Here is a 21821-nt window from a genome sequence, read left to right as displayed (position 1 = left end):
CGATTCGAAGGTATTGAACTATGAGCAACCCAACCCCCTGGTGGCAGAACGGCGTCATCTACCAAATTTATCCGAAGAGTTTTCAGGACAGCACCGGCAACGGCTACGGCGATTTGGCCGGCGTGACGCGGCGGCTGGACTATCTGCAGGAGCTGGGCGTCGACGCCATCTGGCTGACGCCGGTCTACGTATCGCCGCAGGTGGACAATGGCTATGACGTGGCGGACTACTGCGCCATCGATCCGGCTTACGGCACGATGGCGGACTTCGAGCAGCTGGTCGCCGCCGCCCACCAGCGCGGCATTCGCATCGTGATGGACATGGTGTTCAACCACACTTCGACCGAGCACCCGTGGTTCAAGGCCGCACAGGATCGCCACAGCCCGTATCGCCAGTTCTATGTCTGGCGCGACGGCGAAGACGATACGCCGCCGAACAACTGGCGCTCCAAGTTCGGCGGCAACGCCTGGCAGTGGCACGCCGACAGCGGCCAGTACTATCTGCACCTGTTCGCCGTCGAGCAGGCGGATCTCAACTGGGAGCACCCGCCGGTGCGCGAAGAGCTGAAGAAAGTGTGCCAGTTCTGGGCGGACAAAGGCGTCGATGGCCTGCGCCTCGACGTGATCAACCTGGTGTCCAAACAGCAGGACTTCCCGTCTGACAGCCAGGGCGACGGCCGCCGCTTCTACACCGACGGCCCGCGCATCCACGAGTTCCTGCAGGAGATGAGCCGCGACGTGTTCCAGCCGCGCGGCCTGATGACGGTGGGCGAGATGTCCTCCACCACGCTCGAACATTGCCAGCAATACGCGGCGCAGAGCGGCGAAGAGCTGTCGATGACCTTCAACTTCCACCACCTGAAGGTGGACTACGCCGGCGGCGAAAAATGGACGCGGGCGGCGCCGGATTACGTGGAGCTGAAGCAGATCTTCCGCCACTGGCAGCAAGGAATGCATAACCGCGCCTGGAATGCGCTGTTCTGGTGCAACCACGATCAGCCGCGCATCGTGTCGCGCTTCGGCGATGAAGGCGCACTGCGGCTGCCGGCCGCTAAAATGCTGGCGATGGTGCTGCATGGCATGCAGGGCACGCCTTATATTTACCAGGGTGAAGAGATCGGCATGACCAACCCCGGTTTCCGCGCCATCGAGCAGTATCGCGACGTGGAAAGCTTGAACATGTACGCCGAACTGCGCGCCCAGGGCCGCAGCGACGCCGAGCTGCTGGCGATCCTGGCCGACAAATCGCGCGACAACGGCCGCACGCCGATGCAGTGGAGCGCCGCGCCGCACGCCGGTTTCACCACCGGCACGCCGTGGATCGGCTGCGCTGAGAACTACCCGCAGATCAACGCCGAAGCGGCGCTGGCCGACCTCGACTCGGTGTTTTACGCCTACCGCCAGCTGATCACCCTGCGCAAGCAATACCCGCTGCTGACCCACGGCGACTATCAGGATCTGGCACCGGAACACCCGGCGCTGTGGTGCTATCAGCGCAGCTGGAACGGCCAGCGCCTGCTGGTAGCGGCCAACCTGAGCCGCGAGCCGCAGGACTGGACGGCGGCGGGCGTGGAGCCTTCCGCCCAGTGGCGCCCGCTGATGAGCAACTACAGCGACTCGGCAGACCAGCCGCAGGCGCTGACGCTACGGCCGTTCGAAGCGGTGTGGTGGCTGCTCGAAGACTAACCCCGCAGGGCGCGGCGAGCGCTGCGCCCTACCATTTCCCCAGCAGCGCCGCCACGCCGGCGGCCTCTTGCGCCAACTGCTCATCGCTCATGTCGCTCACGCCCTGCACCAGATGCGGCGGCAGATAATCCATGCCGGTCAGGTTGGCCATGGCGTGGAACGGCAGCAGCAGATCCTGCACCGGATAACGGTTGTACCCTTCCGCCGTATAAGCCTGCGCGTCGCCGCCGGTGCTCACCACCAGCTGCAGCGGTTTGCCGTGCAGTTGAGTGCCTTCGCTGCCGTAGGCGAAACCGTAGGTTAATACCGCATCCTGCCATTCGCTGAGGATCGCCGGCGAGCTGTACCAATAAAACGGGAACAACATCACTACCGCATCATGGCTCTGCAGCAGTTCCTGCTCGCGCGCCACGTCGATGCGGTAATCCGGATACGCGCGGATCAGTTCGTGCACGGTAACGTTGGGCAACGGACGCAGCGCCGCGATCAGCGCTTTGTTGATGCGCGACTCGTCGGGAGTGCGGTGGGCGGTTAACACTAAAATGCGTGACATAACGATTCCTCGGTCATAAGAAGATGAGGGCATTTTTCCATTTCCGCCGCTTCGGGTGTAGGCTGTTAAAGGTCACTTCAATTTCAACTGAAAGTATCAACCACTATGTCGCTGCCCTTTGACGTGCACCGCCTGTTGCCGGCCTTCCTCGCCGCCGCGCAGGCGCAAAATTTCTCCGCCGCTGCTCGCCAACTGGGCGTCACGCCGGCGGCGGTCAGCAAAAACATCCGCACGCTGGAAGAGAAGCTGGCGCTGCGGCTGTTTCAGCGCAACACCCACAACGTGCTGCTGACCGACGAGGGTAAGGCGCTGCTGGCGCAGGTGGCGCCGCTGTGGCAGGCGCTGGCGGCCACGCTGGAGAGCGCCGGCGGCGAACGGCAGGCGCCGGCCGGGGTGGTGCGCGTCAGCATGATCCCCGGCTTCGGCCGCCAGATGCTGATGCCGTTGATCCCGCAATTTCTGGCGCGCTATCCGCAGATCGATCTCGATCTGTCGCTGGACGCCCGGGTGGTGAACCTGGTGGGCGAAGGCTTCGACGTCGGCATCGGCAGCCGGGTCGATCCCGACAGCCGGCTGGTGGCCCGCCCGCTCTACCCGATGCATATGGTGCTGGCGGCCTCGCCCGACTATCTGGCGCGGCGCGGTGAGCCGCAAACGCCGCACGATCTGCTGCGCCACGACTGCCTGCTGCACCGTAACCCGGGCAACGGCCGCCACGTCAAATGGCAGCTGCGCCATCAGGGCGAAACGCTGGCGCTGGATCTGAACGGCCGGCTGGTGGTCAGCCGGCCGGAGATGTTGCTGGATGCGGCGCTGGCCGGGCTCGGTATCGTCAACCTGGCGCGCTGGTACGTTGAAAAGCACTTCGAACAAGGCACGCTGCGGCCGGTGCTGGCGCAATGCTGGCCGCGCCCGGTGCAGCTGTGGCTCTATTACGCCTCAGCGGATCTGCCGCCGCGGGTGCGCGTCTGGGTCGACTTTCTGCTGGAACATTTTCGCGATCGGCCAACGGGCGATTGACGTCTGTTCAGCTTACGCACGCTCTTCCGTTTTCCTTGTTCTACATCAAAAGAATCGCGCCAATATCTATATATAGTACATTAATAATTGCGAACACCTATATATAGTAGTTATCCACAAAATCATCCACACACCGCCACAGCCCCTGCGCGCTGCGGCTTTGCCCTGTGGATAAGCGAAATTTGACGGTTGCTCGCCGCGTCAGGCGGGTATGAACGCTCCCTCGGGGAACAAGGAGTACAACGTGAAACCAGTAGTGATTAAGCGGGACGGTTGCCAGGTACCTTTTGACGAAGCGCGCATTGCGCAGGCCATCGAGCGCGCCGCGCTGGCAGTGGGCGTGGTCGACGCCGACTACTGCGCCACCGTCGCCCGCGTGGTCGCTCAGCGCATGGAGCAACAGCCGCGCGTCGATATCCACGAGATCCAGCAGGCGGTGGAAAACCAGCTGATGGCCGGCGAGTACAAACAGCTGGCGCGCGCCTATATCGAATACCGCCACGATCGCGACGTGGCGCGCGAGCTGCGCGGCCGCCTGAATCAGGAAATTCGCGGCCTGGTCGAGCAAAGCAACCGCGCGCTGCTGAACGAGAACGCCAACAAGGACAGCAAGGTGATCCCCACCCAGCGCGACCTGCTGGCGGGCATCGTCGCCAAACACTACGCCAAGCAGCACATCCTGCCGCGCGACGTGGTGCTGGCCCATGAACGCGGCGAAATTCACTACCACGATCTCGACTACTCGCCGTTCTTCCCGATGTTCAACTGCATGCTGATCGATCTGAAAGGCATGCTGACCAACGGCTTCAAGATGGGCAACGCCGAAATCGAGCCGCCGAAGTCGATCTCCACCGCCACCGCCGTGACCGCGCAGATCATCGCCCAGGTCGCCAGCCATATTTATGGCGGCACCACCATCAACCGCATCGATGAAATTCTGGCGCCGTTCGTCGACGAGAGCTTCCGTAAACACCTACAGGTGGCGGAAGAGTGGCAGATCCCGGACGCCAAAGGCTATGCCATGGCGCGCACCGAGAAAGAGTGTTACGACGCCTTCCAGTCGCTGGAGTACGAAGTCAACACCCTGCACACCGCCAACGGCCAGACGCCGTTCGTCACCTTCGGCTTCGGCCTCGGCACCAGCTGGGAGTCGCGCCTGATCCAGCGCTCGATCCTGAAAAACCGCATCGCCGGGCTGGGCAAAAACCGCAAGACCGCCGTGTTCCCCAAACTGGTGTTCGCCATCCGCGACGGCCTCAACCACCAGTACGGCGATCCGAACTACGACATCAAGCAGCTGGCGCTGGAGTGCGCCAGCAAGCGCATGTACCCCGACATCCTCAACTACGATCAGGTGGTGAAGGTCACCGGCTCGTTCAAAACGCCGATGGGCTGCCGCAGCTTCCTCGGCACCTACGAGCAGGACGGCGAGCTGGTGCACGACGGCCGCAACAACATCGGCGTCATCAGCCTCAACCTGCCGCGCATCGCGCTGGAGGCGATGGGCGATGAGTCGCGCTTCTGGGCGCTGCTGGAACAGCGCCTGCAGCTGGCGAAAAAGGCGCTGATGACGCGCATCGCCCGGCTGGAAGGCATCAAGGCGCGGGTGGCGCCAATCCTGTACATGGAAGGCGCCTGCGGCGTGCGGCTCCAGGCCGACGACAACATCGCCGATATCTTCAAGCACGGCCGCGCCTCGATTTCGCTGGGCTACATCGGCCTGCACGAGACCATCAACGCGCTGTTCGGCGGCGAAAACCACGTGTATGACGACGAAGCGCTGCGCGCCAAAGCGGTGGCGATCGTCGCGCGCCTGCGTGCCGCCGTCGACGCCTGGAAGGACGAGACCGGCTACGGCTTCAGCCTCTACAGCACGCCGAGCGAGAACCTGTGCGATCGCTTCTGCCGGTTGGACACCGCCGATTTCGGCGTGGTGCCGGGCGTCACCGACAAGGGCTATTACACCAACAGCTTCCACCTCGACGTGGAGAAGAAGGTCAATCCCTACGACAAGCTGGACTTCGAAGCGCCCTACCCGCCGTTGGCCAGCGGCGGCTTCATCTGCTACGGCGAATACCCGAACCTGCAGCACAACCTGAAGGCGCTGGAAGACGTATGGGACTACAGCTACACCCGGGTGCCTTACTACGGCACCAACACGCCGATCGACGAGTGCTACGAATGCGGCTTCACCGGCGAATTCTCCTGCACCAGCAAAGGCTTCACCTGCCCGAAATGCGGCAACCACGACTCGGCCAAGGTCTCGGTCACCCGCCGGGTGTGCGGCTATCTCGGCAGCCCCGATGCCCGGCCGTTCAACGCCGGCAAGCAGGAAGAGGTGAAACGCCGGGTGAAACACCTCGGTAATGGGCAGCTCGGCTGAAAAACGCCGTGCAACCTATGCAGAAGCCTGTTCATCAGGCGTGATTGTCGCCGCCAGTTTGCCTTCGGCCAGCACGCACCAACCGCAGCGTACACGCAGTACGTGAGGATTGGGAGCCCTGCCCTGAGGCAAAATGGCCAGTAAAATAGCCTGATGGGCAGGCCTCACATGAATTATCACCAGTACTATCCGATCGACGTCGTCAACGGCCCCGGCACCCGCTGCACGCTGTTTGTCGCCGGCTGCGTGCACCAGTGCCCCGGCTGCTACAACAAAAGCACCTGGCGGCTCAACTCCGGCCAGCCGTTTACCCCGGCGCTGGAAGACCGCATCATCGCCGATCTGAACGATACGCGCGTGCCGCGCCAGGGGCTGTCGCTCTCCGGCGGCGATCCGCTGCACCCGGCCAACGTGCCAAGCATCTTGAAGCTGGTGAAACGGGTGCGCGCCGAGTGCCCCGGCAAGGATATCTGGCTGTGGACCGGCTACCGGCTGGCGGAGCTGGACGCGCAGCAAATGCAGGTGGTGGACAGGATCAACGTGCTGATCGACGGCAAGTTCGTGCAGGATTTGAAAGACCCGGCGCTGATCTGGCGCGGCAGCAGCAACCAGGTGGTGCATAGGTTGCGATGAGCTGATAGCTCGTGTCTCGACGTGTGTTAATACAAAGTCGGCATGATACGGCTACGGCACAGAGCTAAACCTGATCTGATAGGCGGCTTTGTGCCAGAAGCAGACGTTGATGCTGGATGAAAATTAGGCCAGGAGTTTTCTCACTGGCCTTAGCGATCAGTTTGATAAGGCGAAATCGATAGCCTGACGGATAGTCACTACCTGTGCCCTGACACATTCTTCCGGAGAGGTTTCTGCGCTGTCGGGGTAAACTTCAGTGGTTGTGGTGAAGGGAGCTCCGGTGATCGTGGCACATAAATGATATGCACCGTTGTCGTATTCAATCACGCCCGGGCTCACTACCGGAAAACCAAGCATGTTCCCCTCATGGTCAGCCGGGGCGATATGTGTCACCTTCTCCACAGCTTCGATAATTGCACGCTGGAAGTCGAGCCTTGAATTCTGTCTGTCGCTGACGAGGTAAAATCCATCCGGGATAGATTCTGGTTCGTAAAGTTGACCATCTCTTGCCGCAAGCGCCGGGCTGAACTCGCTTTCATCTGTATCTGTCGTTTCATGTAAATCGACATGAACCAGAAATCGTCCTTTTATCCCGGAAACGAGCTGCATTAAGCTTGTCGATTCTTCTGCGCTGCCTTGCGCGAAAAATTGCCTGTTAGGATCGACGGCATTGTAATTCCAGCGGGCTACACGTTCATACGCCCACGGGCTGACGCAGGGTACAACAAGCAAGTTTAATTTCCCCGCATATTCTTCCTGACAATCGGACAAAAATTCCAGAGCGCCAAGAACACCACTTGTTTCGTACCCATGAACACCGCCGGTAATAAGGGCAACAGGGAGCGTCTGCTCCCAGTCCTGTGACTTTGCCGCCATCAGAGGATAGACATCATCACCATATTGCAACTCGCCATACTGAACGATGTCATAGCGCTTAATAAGCGCCTGAAGCGCGTCGAGGACATCATTTTTATAGCTTCTGACACGCGTCTGTCTTTGTTGCCATATCTGCTTTTCTGTCTCGGTCCAGGGCTTGCCTGGGGTACCGATCGGGTAAAATTGTTGAATTGTCATACTTCCCTCTGAAGAATAAAAAAATTTCAGCGGCCGCGGGCTGGCAACAGAACCGATAACAGGGAAGCGCTGATGATTAACATTGCTCCCGCGATGGTCTGACCGTCGGGCCTCTGATTTAAGAACAGCCAGGCGAGTATCAGCGCATAAACAGGTTCAAGAACAATCATCATTGACACCGTGCGCGCCTGTAACCTCTGTAACCCCCAGGTGAGCATCCAGTATGCGAGTCCAGTACATAAAAAGCCCAGAATGCCGATGCTGACAATATCATGACCGTTACTGTAATACAGGCCCGTCGTACCAACGGGCAGGGTTGCAATTAAACATCCGGCGCACTGCCACCAGGAAGACTGAGTTGCCGAGGCCCGAACAGGTATATACCGGTTAAAGATAATAATAAGTGCATTGCTGAAACCAGCAGCGAGAGACCACAGCAATCCTTTCATGGCATCTGCATATCCGGTGTTCACCGGCGCTAATATATATACGCCGGCCACAATCATTGTCATCAGCACCATATCGAAATATGCCGGCTTTTTATTTGCCAGAGCAGACTCAATGATAATGACGAAAGCCGGGAACGTTGCAAACCCGAGCGTACCGATCGCGACGCCTCCTTCCCTGACGCCCATAAAAAAACAGAACCAGTGTCCGGCTAACAGCGCACCATTCAGCATCAGTTTGCTTTTATCACGCCAGGGGACCTTAAGACGACCGTTGTCTGAAAGGCAGAGCAGGCTGCTCAGCAGGATAAGAGCAAACAGACTTCTTCCAAATACAACCGCAGTAATCTCACTCTGGACATGCTCACCAATGAGAGCGGACAACCCAAACAAAAGGGTACATAGCTGGATGGCAAGATATGCCCTGATATTATGCATCTGTCACCTCACAAAACGCTGAGGCGAATTTACCTTTACAGGAGTTATCCGTAAAATGAATAATACACGGCAACAGAATTCGAATATCGGATAGGTAAAGTGAGCGACTCGCAACTCGAAATCAGCTGGTTAAAAACCTTTATCGTGGTGGCCCGGACGGGATCAATGACAGAAGCCATGTCGTCGCTCTGCCGCTCGCAATCCGCGATCAGCATGCACATAAAAAAAATCGAAGAGGTGCTTGGGCGTAAGGTTTTCAACCGCGAGGTGAGAAAACTCACCCTCACTCTGGCGGGCCAGGAGCTGTTAGTACATGCCCAAAGAATTCTGGGGGTGTATACAGAGGCCATGCAAAGCCTGGCAGGTTCGAATGTAAACGGAAAAATCAGCCTGGGGATCCCTGATGATTACGCCGTCCGTTATCTTCCGGATGTACTCAAAGCATTCGGGGAAAAATATCCGGCAATAGAAATCTCACTGTTCTGCGAACCCTCCCTGACTCTCATTCCCAAAATCGAATCCGGGATGCTTGATGTCGCCATTGTCACCCGGGATAAACCCGGACGCGGAGAGTTTCTTTTCAGTGAACAACTGGTATGGACTGGAGCGAAAAATAGCGTAATCAGGGAAGACCAACGCCTGTCTGTAGCCGTCTATGAATACGGCAGTGAAGCCCGCAAAAAAGTGATGTCCGCCCTTGGAAAACTCCCTTGCGGCTACAGGATCGCTTACAGCAGCCCCTATGTGGCAGGCCAGATTGCAGCTGTTGAAAGTGGCATGGCCGTCGCCGTGCTGACCCGGTGTAGCGTTCCGGATTCTTTGCACATCATAAATTCAGAGCAATTACCGCCATTACCGTCACTGGACGTTGTGGTTATTTCCCGCGATAACACGGCCAACTCCACGCTAAATGAGCTCCTGGTGAATGAAATTAAGCTTCAACTCAGCAGGTAAGCGATGGACGGAAATGTCAGCTTCTCGCTCATGACGGACCTTTGGTGCAGTAAGCTTGTCCGCTCTGTGCTGAAGCGGACGTTGCTAACAACAGTCTGAGTTGATCAACGGGGAGCAGGTCAGATGCGTAATTTATTAAACAGCGTTCATGTGAAAGTGCTCCACCTTTGGTGGCAAATTGCTCGCGAATTCGTTTGCCGTTTGCCCCAAATAGATAACACTCGCTAAGCCTCTTTCATGATGGTTGCTTACGAACGGTCATTTTGTTTAGCCTTCATGAGTAAATCCCGAATTTTCGCAAGGTGTGAATTTTCGGGGACTGAATCCATGTACGGATCGCGCTCAAACACTAATTGCTCAGACTCAACGAAAGCCTGCCACTCTACTGGGTCTAGCTCAAACTCCATCGCGGACATATCACTTTCATCTTCCCCCTCGATCCAGCTGACTAAATAAAAAAATTCATCATCAGGAAGGTCATCATCGTCATCAACAATATCAACGTCGGTTACAGTTATGCGAAAGGTGGGATCAATTTTCGAGACATAAATCCCTAACTGCGGCATAGATGGAATATTGTTCATGAAAATTCCTTTTATTGGTGTTTGCTATTTGAATAAAAATACGCCAAATAGAGTGCTTACTGTGAATACGGTAAGAATCGTTGTAAGTATCCCGATTAGACGCCCCATTCTCTTTTAGAGATCCTCTAGCATATGGATTATGTTACCCGAAAACGAACTTCCGTTCATCGCTCACAGCGAACCTTTAGCTCCGTTAGCTTGCCCACTCTGTGCCAGAAGCGGACATCGCGGACGTTATGGCACGTTAGGTCAGATATCTAAAAGCACATAGTCCACTTAGGTGAGAGATTTACAGCAGAACTCCTTGCTTGAGGCTGTTGCTGTTCCAATGATCTAAAAATCGAGAATGTCGTTTGCTCTCAACCCAAGCCACCTTTCTAGATGCCTAAGCAGCACTCGCAGGGCTTCTTCGTGCTCAGGGAACTGGTCAGGATTAATCGAGTCAATCCTAGCCTTAGCAACATCAATACCGATAAAATCGTCAATTGTTTCTTTGTTGAAACTATTGTGGGGCGTAGAGACCCTATCACCATACGTGTGGCTTGTACCACGGCTCATCAAGCGTGTGACCATGGTTGCGAAGCCTTGGTCGGTTTGAATTGCATTCATCATCCACTCTCGTGGTTCGTCCATTGAATCGGTATAGTTTTTCCAGCGATAGAGCAGGTATATGAGATCCGGTTCAGCAATCAGCGCATCGCCGTCTGCTGCGCGGATCCTTATCAACCGTAGCCATTCAGTCTTCATTGCCACAACGGTGTTAAGATCTAACGCTGGCTCTAACGCTCTACTCTCGCCCTCATTCCGATCGGTGGGATCGCTGAGATGAATCAGGATTGAGGCAACGGATAGCGCTTCACTTTTACGGAGTGCTTCAAGAGCCAAACCGCCTCGAACATCCTCAGGAATCCGCTTCAGGTACCAACTTGTTGCACGCCATGCTGCCACATATGACGAGTTGAAGGCGCCGCTGTTCTTGCCTGCAAGTTTTTCAGCGAGTCCGAACATCCCCGGGAGTAGAACAGCAGCGTTCTCGATCGGTAATCGGTCGACGGATTCGTCGAGCCTCGCAACGAGCGAATTCAGCAGGCCGTCAGCTTCGACGGCAGCGATTGCCACAGAGAGCTCGTCCTCTGTCGCCGTAGCATCGAGAAAGTCAACGAAGCTGCGCTCAGATATTTCTCCGACTGTCGTCTGGAGTTCGAAGTAACGTGGGAAGTATCGCGATGTGCACACTCGTTTCTCCGTTAACCACTGACGATGAAAACCGTCTGCATAGTTCATCCCCCCATATGCCCATTCGATGGGAGGGAATAAGTCTTTAAGCGCGTCACGAACAACATCACGGCGCTCCTCCGACACAATATCAAGAAGTATCTCCGCTGATTCCCGGTCTATCTTCCGTCGGCTATCACGGGAGTAGCGTCCTTCCTGGAGAACCAATCCTCGCTCACGGAACAGTGCATCATGGAGGTCGGGCTCAAAGACCCTGAGTGTCTCCAGAAGCAGAAAATCAACAATGTTCACCTCAAATACGTTGCCGACCACATGCAGTGGCATATGTATAGCAATGGACGAGATGAGACGACGTGCATCGCGTATATTGCGAAGCATAGGCTGGATGCAGCCAATGAAAGCGTTACCCCAGCGTCTCTGAGAGAACCCGTTGGCCTCAGTCGCATAGGAACCCGCTATTTCAGAGAGTTCCTCCTCGAACATACGATGCACGAAAGATGTCGGTACGGCCGGTAAATCAAAGCTAGTTTGCACGACCTTTTCAAGGAAGGCTCGGCCGTCGTTGTCGGCAACCGGATCTAGTGCTCGTTCTACGATACTGGGCTGGAACAGGAGCACAAAAACAATATTCGGTAGATTAGCATTCGCTTTTACCTGCCGAAGCAGCATCCTGATCTGCTCAGGCTCGAGCCGATCGATGTCGTCAACGAAGACAACCAGCGGCCGGTCAAGTTCGCGAAGACGAGCTTCAAGCGCTCTACGTACCTTGTCGAGAGACTCGCCGCTATGGTCACGCCCGAGATGCGATAGTACGCGTCCGAGAAGAGGTACTCCGACCGAGAGAAAAGCGAGAACAGCCGCGACCTTTGCGACCGTCGGAAGGTCGTATCCAATTGCCGACGCGATCGCTATAACCGAGGCATTTGTTAGCACCGTCGAGATTAGAAGGCCTGAACTCCCAGCCTCTTTAAGAGGTTTACTGACCCCGGTAAGGATCGCGCCGTAGCGTCGCAGTGCTTCGGCACGGTCGAGTGCTGCCTTCGAATGCTCGCCTCCCAAGCGATTTGCTATCTGGCCAAATAGCGCGCGGGCGATTGCGTCGCCATCCCCCCATTGCCAGGGGTTAAAGTCGAGCCAGTCCGCTCCGCTGCTCTTGGCATCGAGCCGTTCGGTGGTGAGGTTTTTCAGTGATGATTTGCCGAAGCCCCATCCCCCACGAATAGCGAACACTCGCCCTTCGCGCAAACTAAGCTCCGAAAGTACGTCGGCTATGCGAACCGCGAATTCAGCCCTTCTAAGGCGATCTTCGGATGCTGTCCGAATCGGAGCTTCAGCCCCAATCCCTCTGTCCGGTCGCTCGTTCCTTACGGCATCAGCATTAGGCTTCGCGCGACGACGAGCGCGCCATACCGCCAGACGGAACAACAGCTTATTCATCGCACACCATCTCCCAAGGATGCAGGTATTAATCGTCCTATTGCTAGAGACTTCACTGGTTGAACTTTGTCTACGCCAGCTAACTGGAGAGAGCTCGCTGCGGCAATTGCAAGCCAGTATAGCGGTTTTGTCTTCTCAACATGAACGGAGATCGGGCAACTACATCAACTAAGCGAGAATACTAAGGAGAATCTAGCAGGTGTAAGTTAGCACCAGTGACCTACTCTCTATAGCTCAAGATACTTCAATGTAAGTATGCATTCCGAACTTCCGCTTCTCGTTCAAAGCTGCCCACCTGTTCTACCTTTAGAACCTGCCAGCCCCGCTCTGAACGCCCCCCTCATCCCCCTCGCCGATAACGCCCCCGGATTTTCGCTTTAAATATAGCCATTCGTTTTTCTACCTCCGAATGGCTGAGATAAACCGCGGTGCCGTTTCTTAAGCGTTCAAGGGCGGCATCCACCCTTTCACGCAGCGCTTGCTCCTGCAACATCACCTCTACGTCCATTTCAGGTTTATTCCACTGTTCCATTTCCATCTCCTCCTTGAGACAGCATCAAGTCACGAATCAGTTACACCAACCCCATCCCCACCACGCCGGTCAGCACGCCGCACAGCACCACCAGCGCCGCCGTCAGGCACAGCGCGCGGGCGGAGAAGGCTTTGTTGAGCATCAGCAGCGAAGGCAGGCTGACCGCCGGCAGGGTCATCAGCAGCGCCAGCGCCGGGCCGGCGCCCATGCCCGCCAGCATCATGGTCTGCACGATCGGGATTTCAGCCGCGGTGGGGATAACGAACAGGCAGCCGACGATCGCCAGGCCGATGATCCACAGCAGGCTATTGTCGACGGCGCCGTCGGCGTGCGGGAACAGCCAGACCCGCGCCGCCCCCAGCGCCAGCACCGCCAACACGTAGATCGGGATGGTCGACCAAAACAGCGCCCACAGCGCTTTGCCCCAGCGGGCGAGGAACGGCTGCTCATCGCTCTGCGCCATCATCAGCGGCGGCTGCGGCGCGGCGGGTTGCGGATCGTTGGCGGTCACGCGCTGCACCAGCCAGGCGATACCCAGCACCATCACCACGCCCGCCACCAGGCGGATGGCGGCGAACGGCCAACCGAGCACAAACCCCATGAACACCAGCGTCGCCGGGTTCAGTACCGGGTTGGCGAGCCAAAAGGCCAGCGCGGCGCCGCTGGACACCGACTGGCGGCGCATGCCGGCGGCAACCGGCGCGGCGCAGCAGGTGCACATCATGCCCGGCAGCGCGATCAGCGCCCCCAGCATGGTGCCGGAAAAACGCCGGTGGCCGAGCGTGCGCGCCAGCCAGTCGCGCGGGATCAGCACCTGCACCAGCGAACCTAACAACACCCCGAGCAGCGCCGCCTTCCACACCGCGGTGAAGTAGACCAGCGCGTACTGCCAGGCCGCCAGCCAGGGGCTCGCGGCGCCGTCGGCCAGGATCGATTTGCCGATCGAGTGGCTGTCCGCCGCTACGAACGCCTTGCCGTAGTAAGGCTGCCATTTGACGTAGTAGAGGCCGACGGCCACCACCAGCAGAAACAGGATCGGTTTCCACAGCGGCCAGGCGCGTGGGGCGTGTTCAGGGGCGTTCAGAGGTTGCGGCATGGTAGCGGCCAGAGTGAGTCAACAGTGGCGCCAGCATAGCGCGCCGCCGCCGCCCGTGCACGCCCGGGCTGTCCAAAATAGTTCATCTGTTCGCCACCGACGCGTAACGCGATTGTCATCTGCGCCCGGCACCATGATGCCAACTTGAAAACCATAGGGTAGACGCCCGATGAAACGCACTGCTTTCGCCTTCATCGCACCGCCATCGGTATGACGAGGTTTTTATTATGATGGAGTTATCTAGACATCCGACCACTTACCCCACCCGCTATCAGCAGATCGCCGCACAGCTGGAACAGGAGCTGCGCACGCAGTACCGCTGCGGCGACTATCTGCCTTCGGAACAGCAGCTGGCCGAGCGTTATCAGGTCAATCGCCACACCCTGCGCCGCGCGGTGGATCAACTGGTAGAGCGCGGCTGGCTGCAGCGCCGCCACGGCGTCGGCATTCTGGTGCTGATGCGGCCTTACGACTACCCGCTGCACGCCAACACCCGCTTCAGCCAGAACCTGTTCGAGCAGGGCAGCCACCCCACCAGTGAGCGCTTACTCGCAGTCTTGCGGCCGTGCAATGGGCATGTCGCCAGCGCGCTCTCGCGTGAAGAAGGCGAAATGGTGATCCACCTGCGCACCCTGCGCCGGGTCAACGGCGTGCCGATGAGCGTGATCGACCACTATCTGCCCGATCTGGAGTGGTGGCCGGCGCTGCAGCAGTTCCACAGCGGTTCGCTGCACCAGTTTATCGAACAGCACCTGCAGCAGCCGCTGACCCGCCGCCAGACGCGCATCAGCGCGCGCCGCGCGCAGGCCAAAGAGAGCCGGCTGCTGGAGATCGCCACCCACGCGCCGCTGCTGTGCGTGCGCACCCTTAACGTCCGCAGCGGCGGCGAAGACGTGGCGGAATACTCCGTCAGCCTGGCCCGCGCCGACATGATTGAACTGACGATGGAGCACTGAATGCAAGCCTTAGAGTCGAGACAACGCTGGATGTCGGTGCTGGCGCACAGCCGGCCCGAGCAGCTGCGCAGCCACTGGCAGGCGCTGAACCTCAGCCCGGGTTACCGCAGCATCCGCGCGCCGGAGATCGGCCTGGCCCAGCTGCAGGGGCGCATGGGCGCCACCGGCCGCCGCTTCGTGCTGGGGGACATGACCGTCACCCGCGCGGTGGTGCAGCTGGACAACGGCGGCTACGGCTACAGCTATATCGCCGGGCGCGACAAGGCGCACGCCGAGCTGTGCGCGCTGGCCGATGCGCTGCTGCAACAGCCGGAGCACGGCGAGCGCCTGCAACAACAGCTGATCGCGCCGCTGGCCGCGCTCCAGCACGAACAGCGCCAGCTGCGCGCCCGGGCGATCGCCGCCAGCCGGGTGGACTTCTTTACGCTGGTGCGAGGGGATTAAGCCATGAGTTTATTGACCGGTTTTGAGCAACCGATAGACCAATCGCAGCACGCTTTCCGTTTGATTCTTAAAGCCTTGAGCGAACCGGGCCACCGGGTGACGCTGCCGGGCGGCCCGGCCTGGGCGCCACTGAACGCCGCCAGCACCGCCGCGCTGCTGACGCTGGCCGATCAGGAAACGCCGCTGCAGCTGTGCGCTGCGCTTAAAAGTGAGCAAGTGCTAACAAACATTCGTTTTCACAGCGGCGCGCCGCTGGCCGCCACGGCGCAGGAGGTCTGTTTTGCCCTGTTCGATGAGCAGCTGCAGGCCGCCGATCTGCAGGCGTTGCCGCACGGCACTGAAATCTCGCCGGAATGCGGCGCCACGGTCATCGTGCAGCTTGCCGAGCTGGAGAACGGCGCCGCGCTGCGCCTGACCGGCCCCGGCATCGAGAGCCAACGCCTGATTGCGCCGCGCCTGCCGCCGGCGCTGCTGGATTATCTGGTCAACCGCCCGCAGCGCTTCCCGCTGGGGCTGGATGTCTTGCTGACCTGCGGCGATCGCCTGCTGGCGATCCCGCGGACCACCCGCGTGGAGGTGTGCTGATGTACGTAGCGGTAAAAGGGGGCGAAAAAGCCATTGAGGCCGCCCACCAGCTGCAGGAACAGCTGCGGCGCGGCGACGAGACGCTGCCGGCGCTCGGCGCGGAACAAATCGAACAGCAGCTGGGGCTGGCGGTGGATCGGGTGATGACCGAAGGCGGCATCTACGATCGCGAGCTGGCGGCGCTGGCCATCAAACAGGCCAGCGGCGATCTGGTGGAGGCGATCTTCCTGCTGCGCGCCTATCGCACCACCCTGCCGCGCCTGGCGGTCAGCGAGCCGCTGGCCAGCGAAAACATGCGGCTGGAGCGGCGCATCTCGGCGGTTTACAAAGACTTGCCCGGCGGGCAGGTGCTGGGGCCGACCTACGACTACACCCACCGGCTGCTGGACTTCGCGCTGCTGGCGGAAGGCGAGGCGCCGCGCGCGCCGCAGGCCGACGAACCGCTGCCGGACAACTGTAGCCACGTGTTCGATCTGTTGTGTCGCCAGCAGCTGGCGCGGGAGGAACAGGACGACGGCAGCACGCCGGACGACATCACCCGCAACCCGCCGGTTTACCCCTGCTCGCGCTCTGCGCGCCTGCAGCAGCTGGTGCGCGGCGACGAAGGCTTCCTGCTGGCGCTCGGCTACGCCACCCAGCGCGGTTACGGCCGCAACCACCCGTTCGCCGGCGAGATCCGCACCGGCCACGTTTCGGTGGAGATCGTGCCGGAAGAGCTCGGTTTCGCCATCGATATCGGCGAAATCCTGCTGACCGAGTGCGAAATGGTCAACGGCTTCGTCGATCCAAAAGACCACCCGCCGCACTTCACCCGCGGTTACGGGCTGGTATTCGGCCGCGCCGAACGCAAGGCGATGGCGATGGCGTTGGTGGACCGCGCATTGCAGAGCCCCGACTACGGCGAAGGCGTCGCCGGCCCGGCGCAGGACGAAGAGTTCGTGCTGGCCCACGCCGACAACGTCGAGGCCGCCGGCTTCGTCTCCCATCTCAAGCTGCCGCACTACGTCGACTTCCAGGCTGAACTGGAACTGCTCAAGCGGCTGCGGCAGGAATACAGCGAGCGTCAGGAGGCCCGCGATGAGTGAAGTATTGACCGGCTATAACCTCGGTTATCTGGACGAGCAGACCAAGCGCATGATCCGCCGCGCCATCCTCAAGGCGGTAGCGATCCCCGGCTATCAGGTGCCGTTCGGCGGCCGCGAGATGCCGATGCCCTACGGCTGGGGCACCGGCGGCATTCAGCTCACCGCCAGCGTCATCGGCCGCGCCGACGTGCTGAAGGTGATCGACCAGGGCGCCGACGACACCACCAACGCGGTGTCGATCCGCCGCTTCTTCCAGCGCGTCGCCGGGGTGGAAACCACCGAACGCACGCCGGAGGCCACGCTGATCCAGACCCGTCACCGCATTCCGGAAACCGCGCTGCGCGAAGATCAGATCCTGATCTATCAGGTGCCGATCCCGGAGCCGTTGCGCTTTATCGAACCGCGCGAAACCGAGACCCGCAAGATGCACGCGCTGGAGGAGTATGGCGTGATGCAGGTGAAGCTGTATGAAGACATCGCGCGCTACGGCCATATCGCCACCACCTACGCCTACCCGGTGAAGGTCAACGATCGCTACGTGATGGATCCGTCGCCGATCCCGAAATTCGACAACCCGAAAATGCACATGATGCCGGCGCTGCAGCTGTTCGGCGCCGGGCGCGAGAAACGCATCTACGCCCTGCCGCCGTTCACCAAGGTGGAGAGCCTGGACTTCGACGACCATCCGTTCAGCGTGCAGCAGTGGGACGAACCCTGCGCGCTGTGCGGCTCGCGCCACAGCTATCTCGACGAGGTGGTGCTCGACGATCGGGGCAACCGCATGTTCGTCTGTTCGGACACCGACTACTGCCGGCAGCAGCTGGCGCAATCTTCGCAAGAGGCGCAGCACTGATGACTTCCACCCCTTTGAGCACCACTCCGCTGCTGTCGGTGAACCGGCTCACCCACCTGTACGCCCCCGGCAAGGGCTTCAGCGACGTGTCATTCGACATCTACCCCGGTGAAGTGCTGGGCATCGTCGGCGAATCCGGCTCCGGCAAAACCACGCTGCTGAAGTCGATCTCGGCGCGGCTGGCGCCGCAGCATGGGCAGATCCTTTACCGCCCGCAGGCGGGCCAGGAACACGATCTATACGCCATGGCGGAGAGCGATCGCCGCCGCCTGCTGCGCACCGACTGGGGCGTGGTGCATCAGCACCCGCTCGACGGGCTGCGGCCGCAGGTCTCCGCCGGCGGCAACATCGGCGAGCGGCTGATGGCCATCGGCCAGCGCCACTATGGCGACATTCGCCGCCAGGCCGGCCAGTGGCTGGAAGACGTCGAAATCCCGCTGTCGCGCCTCGACGATCTGCCGACCACCTTCTCCGGCGGCATGCAGCAGCGGCTGCAGATCGCCCGCAATCTGGTCACCCACCCCAGGCTGGTGTTTATGGATGAGCCGACCGGCGGGCTGGACGTATCGGTGCAGGCGCGCCTGCTCGATCTGCTGCGTAATCTGGTGGTAGAGATGCAGCTGGCGGCGGTGATCGTCACTCACGATCTCGGCGTGGCGCGGCTGCTGGCCCACCGCCTGCTGGTGATGAAACAGGGCGAAGTGGTGGAGAGCGGCCTGACCGACCGGGTGCTGGACGATCCGCACCATCCTTACACCCAGTTGCTGGTTTCTTCGGTGCTGTCGTAACCCAAGGCGATAACAGATGACTATGCAAATCCGAGTTGAACATCTCAGTAAAACCTTTGTGCTGCATCAGCAGTACGGCACCCGCCTGCCGGTGCTGCACGACGCCAACCTGACGGTCCACGGCGGCGAATGCGTGGTGCTGCACGGCCACTCCGGCAGCGGTAAATCCACCCTGCTGCGCTCGCTGTACGCCAACTACCTGCCGGACAGCGGCCATATCTGGATCAACCACCAGGGCGACTGGCTGGACATGGTCAGCGCCGATGCGCGTCAGATTCTGGCGGTGCGCCGCCATACGCTGGGCTGGGTCAGCCAGTTCCTGCGGGTGATCCCGCGCATCAGCGCGCTGGAGGTGGTGATGCAGCCGCTGCTGGAACAGGGGGTCGAGCGCGCCGAATGCCGCGAGCGCGCCGAAGCGCTGCTCGCTGCGCTCAACGTGCCGCCGCGCCTGTGGCCGCTGGCGCCGTCAACCTTCTCCGGCGGCGAACAGCAACGGGTGAACATCGCGCGCGGCTTTATCGTCGACTACCCCATTCTGTTGCTGGACGAACCGACCGCCTCGCTCGACAGCCGCAACAGCGCGGCGGTGGTGCAGCTTATCGAACGCGCCAAGGCGCGCGGCGCGGCGATCGTCGGCATTTTTCACGATGAAGGCGTCCGCCGACAGGTCGCCGACCGGCTTTATGACATGCAGGCGCCGCAGGCGCTGGAGGCCCTCTGATGATCGTCAATAACGTTAAGCTGGTGCTGGATGACCAGGTGGTGCAAGGCTCGCTGGAGATGCAGGACGGCGTGATCCGCAGCTTCGCCGACGGCCCGAGCCGGCTGCCGCAGGCGCTGGACGGCGACGGCGGCTGGCTGCTGCCGGGGCTGATCGAGCTGCATACCGACAACCTGGACAAGTTTTTCACCCCGCGCCCGAACGTCGACTGGCCGGCCCATTCGGCGATGAGCAGCCACGATGCGCTGATGGTGGCCAACGGCATCACCACGGTGCTGGACGCAGTGGCGATCGGCGACGTGCGCGACGGCGGCCACCGGCTGGAAAACCTGCAGAAGATGATCGACGCGGTGATCCACAGCCAGCGCGCCGGAGTGAACCGCGCCGAGCACCGGCTGCACCTGCGCTGCGAGCTGCCGCACGAGAGCACGCTGCCGCTGTTCGAACAGCTGATGGACAAGCCGGGCGTGTCGCTGGTGTCGCTGATGGACCATTCGCCGGGCCAGCGCCAGTTCGCCTCGCGCGAAAAATACCGCGAATATTATCAGGGCAAATACCACCTCAACGACCAGCAGATGAGCGAGTACGAGGAGCAGCAGGTCGCCCTGTCCGCCCGCTGGGCCGCGCCGAACCGCGAGGCGATCGCCGCCCACTGCCGCGCGCGCCGCATCTCGCTGGCCAGCCATGACGACGCCACCGCCGCGCACGTGGCCGAATCCTGCGCGCTGGGCAGCGCCATCGCCGAGTTCCCCACCACCGAGGCGGCCGCCCGCGCCTCGCACCAGCAGGGCCTGCAGGTGCTGATGGGCGCGCCGAACATCGTGCGCGGCGGCTCCCACTCCGGCAACGTGGCGGCGCACCACCTGGCGGCGCTGGGGGTGCTGGACATTCTCTCTTCCGATTATTACCCGGCCAGCCTGCTGGACGCGGCGTTTCGCCTCGCGGCGGACGAACGCAACGCCTACGATCTGCCCCAGGCGGTGCGCATGATCACCCGCAACCCGGCGCGGGCGCTGGATCTGCAGGATCGCGGCACCATCGCCGAAGGATTGCGGGCGGATCTGGTGCTGGCGCGGCCGCACGGCGAGCACGTTTATGTGCAGAACGTGTGGCGCCAGGGCAGGCAGGTGTTCTGATGGCGCGGCTCATCTATCTGATGGGGCCTTCCGGCGCAGGCAAGGACAGCCTGCTGGCCGCGCTGCGGGCCGACGCCGACCGCGCGCCGCTGGTGGCGCACCGCTATATCACCCGGCCGGCGGACGCCGGCTGCGAGAATCATATTGCGCTGAGCGAACCCGAATTTCTGCGCCGCCGCGCCAAGGGGCTGTTCGCGCTCGACTGGCAGGCGCACCAGCAGCGCTACGCGTTCGGGATCGAAGTGGATCTTTGGCTGCTGCAGGGGATCGACGTGGCGGTCAACGGTTCGCGCGCCCACCTGCCGCAGGCACAGCAGCGCTACGGGGCGCAGCTGCTGCCGGTGTGCCTGCAGGTCAGCGCCGCGATCCTGCGCCGGCGCCTGCAGGATCGCGGGCGGGAAAGCGCCGAACAGATCGAGCAGCGGCTGGCGCGGGCGGCGGAATATCAGCAGAGCCTGCCCGCCGGCTGCCGGGTGCTGCACAACGACGGCCCACTCGACGACACCCTGGCGGCGCTGCTGGCGCTGCTGCCGACCTCTACCCGACAAACTCAGGACGCGACGCCATGAACGACTTCGCCCAGCCGAAAATCGGCGACAACGTGACCCTTAACCGCACCCGGCTCGGCCAGTATGTGCATCTGGCCGACGATGCGATCCTGGAAGAGGTGGAGATGGGGGACTACTCCTACACCGCCGGGCACAACCAGATCTTTTACGCCACCATCGGCAAGTTCGTCTCCATCGCCTCCTATGCGCGCATCAATCCCGGCAACCACCCGACCTACCAGCGCATCGCGCAGCACCACTTCACCTACCGCGCTTCCGAATACGGGCTGGGGGAAGATGACGCAGCGTTCTTCGACTGGCGGCGCGAGCACCACGTCACCGTCGGCCACGACGTGTGGATCGGCCATAACGCCATTCTGATGCCGGGCGTCAGCGTCGGCAACGGCGCGGTGATCGGCAGCGCGGCGGTGGTCACCAAAGACGTGGAACCCTACAGCATCGTCGCCGGCGTGGCGGCCAAAAAGATCGGCATGCGCTTTGACGATGCGCTGATAGAGCGTATCGAACGCAGCCAGTGGTGGCACTGGGATCACGCCACGCTGCAGGCGCGGCTGGCGGATTTTCGCGACATCAACCGCTTTGCGCAGAAGTACCTTTAACAACGGAGGGGAGC

At 60.7% G+C, this 21821-nt stretch carries 22 protein-coding genes; 15 read left to right on the top strand and 7 right to left on the bottom strand.

Going from position 1 to position 21821, the window contains the following annotated elements; genetic code table 11:
• Window positions 1–20 precede the first annotated feature (20 nt).
• Window positions 21–1685 (top strand): alpha,alpha-phosphotrehalase, encoded by a 1665-nt coding sequence (treC, locus tag WFM45_RS19015; RefSeq protein ID WP_336956856.1) that lies wholly within the window; start codon window positions 21–23, stop codon window positions 1683–1685.
• 28 nt (window positions 1686–1713) lie between these two features.
• Here treC and WFM45_RS19010 read toward each other — a convergent pair whose 3' ends face one another.
• Window positions 1714–2238: an NAD(P)H-dependent oxidoreductase gene (locus WFM45_RS19010; protein WP_099982315.1), complete on the bottom strand. Its 525-nt coding sequence runs from the start codon at window positions 2236–2238 to the stop codon at window positions 1714–1716.
• Between the two features lie 105 nt (window positions 2239–2343).
• Between WFM45_RS19010 and WFM45_RS19005 the strand changes: the two genes are divergently transcribed.
• The 3 genes from WFM45_RS19005 (at window position 2344) to nrdG (ending at window position 6274) form a co-directional block, all read left to right on the top strand.
• Window positions 2344–3258 carry a LysR family transcriptional regulator gene (locus WFM45_RS19005; protein ID WP_336956852.1) on the top strand — a complete coding sequence of 305 codons (915 nt, stop codon included), beginning with the start codon at window positions 2344–2346 and terminating at the stop codon, window positions 3256–3258.
• Between the two features lie 244 nt (window positions 3259–3502).
• Entirely contained in the window at window positions 3503–5641 is a 2139-nt protein-coding gene (nrdD, locus tag WFM45_RS19000; RefSeq protein WP_336956850.1) for an anaerobic ribonucleoside-triphosphate reductase, read from the top strand.
• Between the two features lie 168 nt (window positions 5642–5809).
• A complete protein-coding gene (gene nrdG, locus WFM45_RS18995) occupies window positions 5810–6274 on the top strand; it encodes an anaerobic ribonucleoside-triphosphate reductase-activating protein (protein ID WP_039567952.1) in 465 nt (154 codons plus the stop codon).
• Window positions 6275–6430: 156 nt separating this feature from the next.
• Here nrdG and WFM45_RS18990 read toward each other — a convergent pair whose 3' ends face one another.
• On the bottom strand, window positions 6431–7348 hold the full coding sequence (locus WFM45_RS18990) for a M14 family metallopeptidase (RefSeq protein WP_336956847.1): 918 nt from the start codon (window positions 7346–7348) through the stop codon (window positions 6431–6433).
• Between the two features lie 26 nt (window positions 7349–7374).
• Window positions 7375–8232, bottom strand: a complete 858-nt coding sequence (locus WFM45_RS18985; RefSeq protein WP_336956845.1) for a DMT family transporter — start codon at window positions 8230–8232, stop codon at window positions 7375–7377.
• 99 nt (window positions 8233–8331) lie between these two features.
• Between WFM45_RS18985 and WFM45_RS18980 the strand changes: the two genes are divergently transcribed.
• Window positions 8332–9186: a LysR family transcriptional regulator gene (locus WFM45_RS18980; protein WP_336956844.1), complete on the top strand. Its 855-nt coding sequence runs from the start codon at window positions 8332–8334 to the stop codon at window positions 9184–9186.
• Window positions 9187–9434: 248 nt separating this feature from the next.
• Here WFM45_RS18980 and WFM45_RS18970 read toward each other — a convergent pair whose 3' ends face one another.
• The 4 genes from WFM45_RS18970 to WFM45_RS18955 form a co-directional block, all read right to left on the bottom strand.
• On the bottom strand, window positions 9435–9770 hold the full coding sequence (locus WFM45_RS18970) for a hypothetical protein (protein ID WP_336956842.1): 336 nt from the start codon (window positions 9768–9770) through the stop codon (window positions 9435–9437).
• Window positions 9771–10103: 333 nt separating this feature from the next.
• Window positions 10104–12443, bottom strand: coding sequence for a KAP family P-loop NTPase fold protein (locus WFM45_RS18965; RefSeq protein ID WP_336956841.1), 2340 nt, complete (start codon window positions 12441–12443; stop codon window positions 10104–10106).
• Window positions 12444–12783: 340 nt separating this feature from the next.
• Window positions 12784–12975 (bottom strand): hypothetical protein, encoded by a 192-nt coding sequence (locus WFM45_RS18960; protein WP_336956839.1) that lies wholly within the window; start codon window positions 12973–12975, stop codon window positions 12784–12786.
• Between the two features lie 40 nt (window positions 12976–13015).
• Entirely contained in the window at window positions 13016–14071 is a 1056-nt protein-coding gene (locus WFM45_RS18955; RefSeq protein WP_336956837.1) for a permease, read from the bottom strand.
• Between the two features lie 227 nt (window positions 14072–14298).
• Between WFM45_RS18955 and phnF the strand changes: the two genes are divergently transcribed.
• The 10 genes from phnF to WFM45_RS18905 are packed head-to-tail and all read left to right on the top strand — an operon-like array spanning window position 14299 to window position 21807.
• The gene (gene phnF, locus WFM45_RS18950) at window positions 14299–15027 is read left to right on the top strand and encodes a phosphonate metabolism transcriptional regulator PhnF (RefSeq protein WP_047025109.1); all 729 of its coding nucleotides are present in this window, start codon (window positions 14299–14301) and stop codon (window positions 15025–15027) included.
• Entirely contained in the window at window positions 15028–15471 is a 444-nt protein-coding gene (gene phnG / locus WFM45_RS18945) for a phosphonate C-P lyase system protein PhnG (protein ID WP_019453314.1), read from the top strand.
• Window positions 15472–15474: 3 nt separating this feature from the next.
• A complete protein-coding gene (gene phnH / locus WFM45_RS18940; protein ID WP_336956834.1) occupies window positions 15475–16056 on the top strand; it encodes a phosphonate C-P lyase system protein PhnH in 582 nt (193 codons plus the stop codon).
• A complete protein-coding gene (locus tag WFM45_RS18935; protein WP_336956832.1) occupies window positions 16056–17141 on the top strand; it encodes a carbon-phosphorus lyase complex subunit PhnI in 1086 nt (361 codons plus the stop codon). Before phnH ends, WFM45_RS18935 begins: the two co-directional genes overlap by 1 nt.
• The gene (locus tag WFM45_RS18930) at window positions 17134–17994 is read left to right on the top strand and encodes an alpha-D-ribose 1-methylphosphonate 5-phosphate C-P-lyase PhnJ (protein ID WP_004933420.1); all 861 of its coding nucleotides are present in this window, start codon (window positions 17134–17136) and stop codon (window positions 17992–17994) included. The genes WFM45_RS18935 and WFM45_RS18930 overlap by 8 nt, the downstream gene beginning before the upstream one ends.
• Window positions 17994–18782: a phosphonate C-P lyase system protein PhnK gene (gene phnK / locus WFM45_RS18925; RefSeq protein ID WP_197787556.1), complete on the top strand. Its 789-nt coding sequence runs from the start codon at window positions 17994–17996 to the stop codon at window positions 18780–18782. Before WFM45_RS18930 ends, phnK begins: the two co-directional genes overlap by 1 nt.
• 16 nt (window positions 18783–18798) lie before the next feature.
• Window positions 18799–19503: a phosphonate C-P lyase system protein PhnL gene (gene phnL / locus WFM45_RS18920; protein WP_033631640.1), complete on the top strand. Its 705-nt coding sequence runs from the start codon at window positions 18799–18801 to the stop codon at window positions 19501–19503.
• Window positions 19503–20639: an alpha-D-ribose 1-methylphosphonate 5-triphosphate diphosphatase gene (gene phnM / locus WFM45_RS18915; RefSeq protein WP_004933428.1), complete on the top strand. Its 1137-nt coding sequence runs from the start codon at window positions 19503–19505 to the stop codon at window positions 20637–20639. The genes phnL and phnM overlap by 1 nt, the downstream gene beginning before the upstream one ends.
• On the top strand, window positions 20639–21208 hold the full coding sequence (gene phnN / locus WFM45_RS18910) for a ribose 1,5-bisphosphokinase (protein ID WP_033631639.1): 570 nt from the start codon (window positions 20639–20641) through the stop codon (window positions 21206–21208). The genes phnM and phnN overlap by 1 nt, the downstream gene beginning before the upstream one ends.
• Window positions 21205–21807 carry a DapH/DapD/GlmU-related protein gene (locus tag WFM45_RS18905; RefSeq protein ID WP_015376431.1) on the top strand — a complete coding sequence of 201 codons (603 nt, stop codon included), beginning with the start codon at window positions 21205–21207 and terminating at the stop codon, window positions 21805–21807. The genes phnN and WFM45_RS18905 overlap by 4 nt, the downstream gene beginning before the upstream one ends.
• The last annotated feature ends 14 nt before the right edge of the window (window positions 21808–21821 follow it).

Origin of the sequence: Serratia sp. KG1D, assembly GCF_037150675.1 — a bacterium.
In the GTDB taxonomy this organism is placed as follows: Bacteria; Pseudomonadota; Gammaproteobacteria; order Enterobacterales; family Enterobacteriaceae; genus Serratia; species Serratia nematodiphila.
This window is presented reverse-complemented; position numbering and strand designations above follow the sequence as displayed.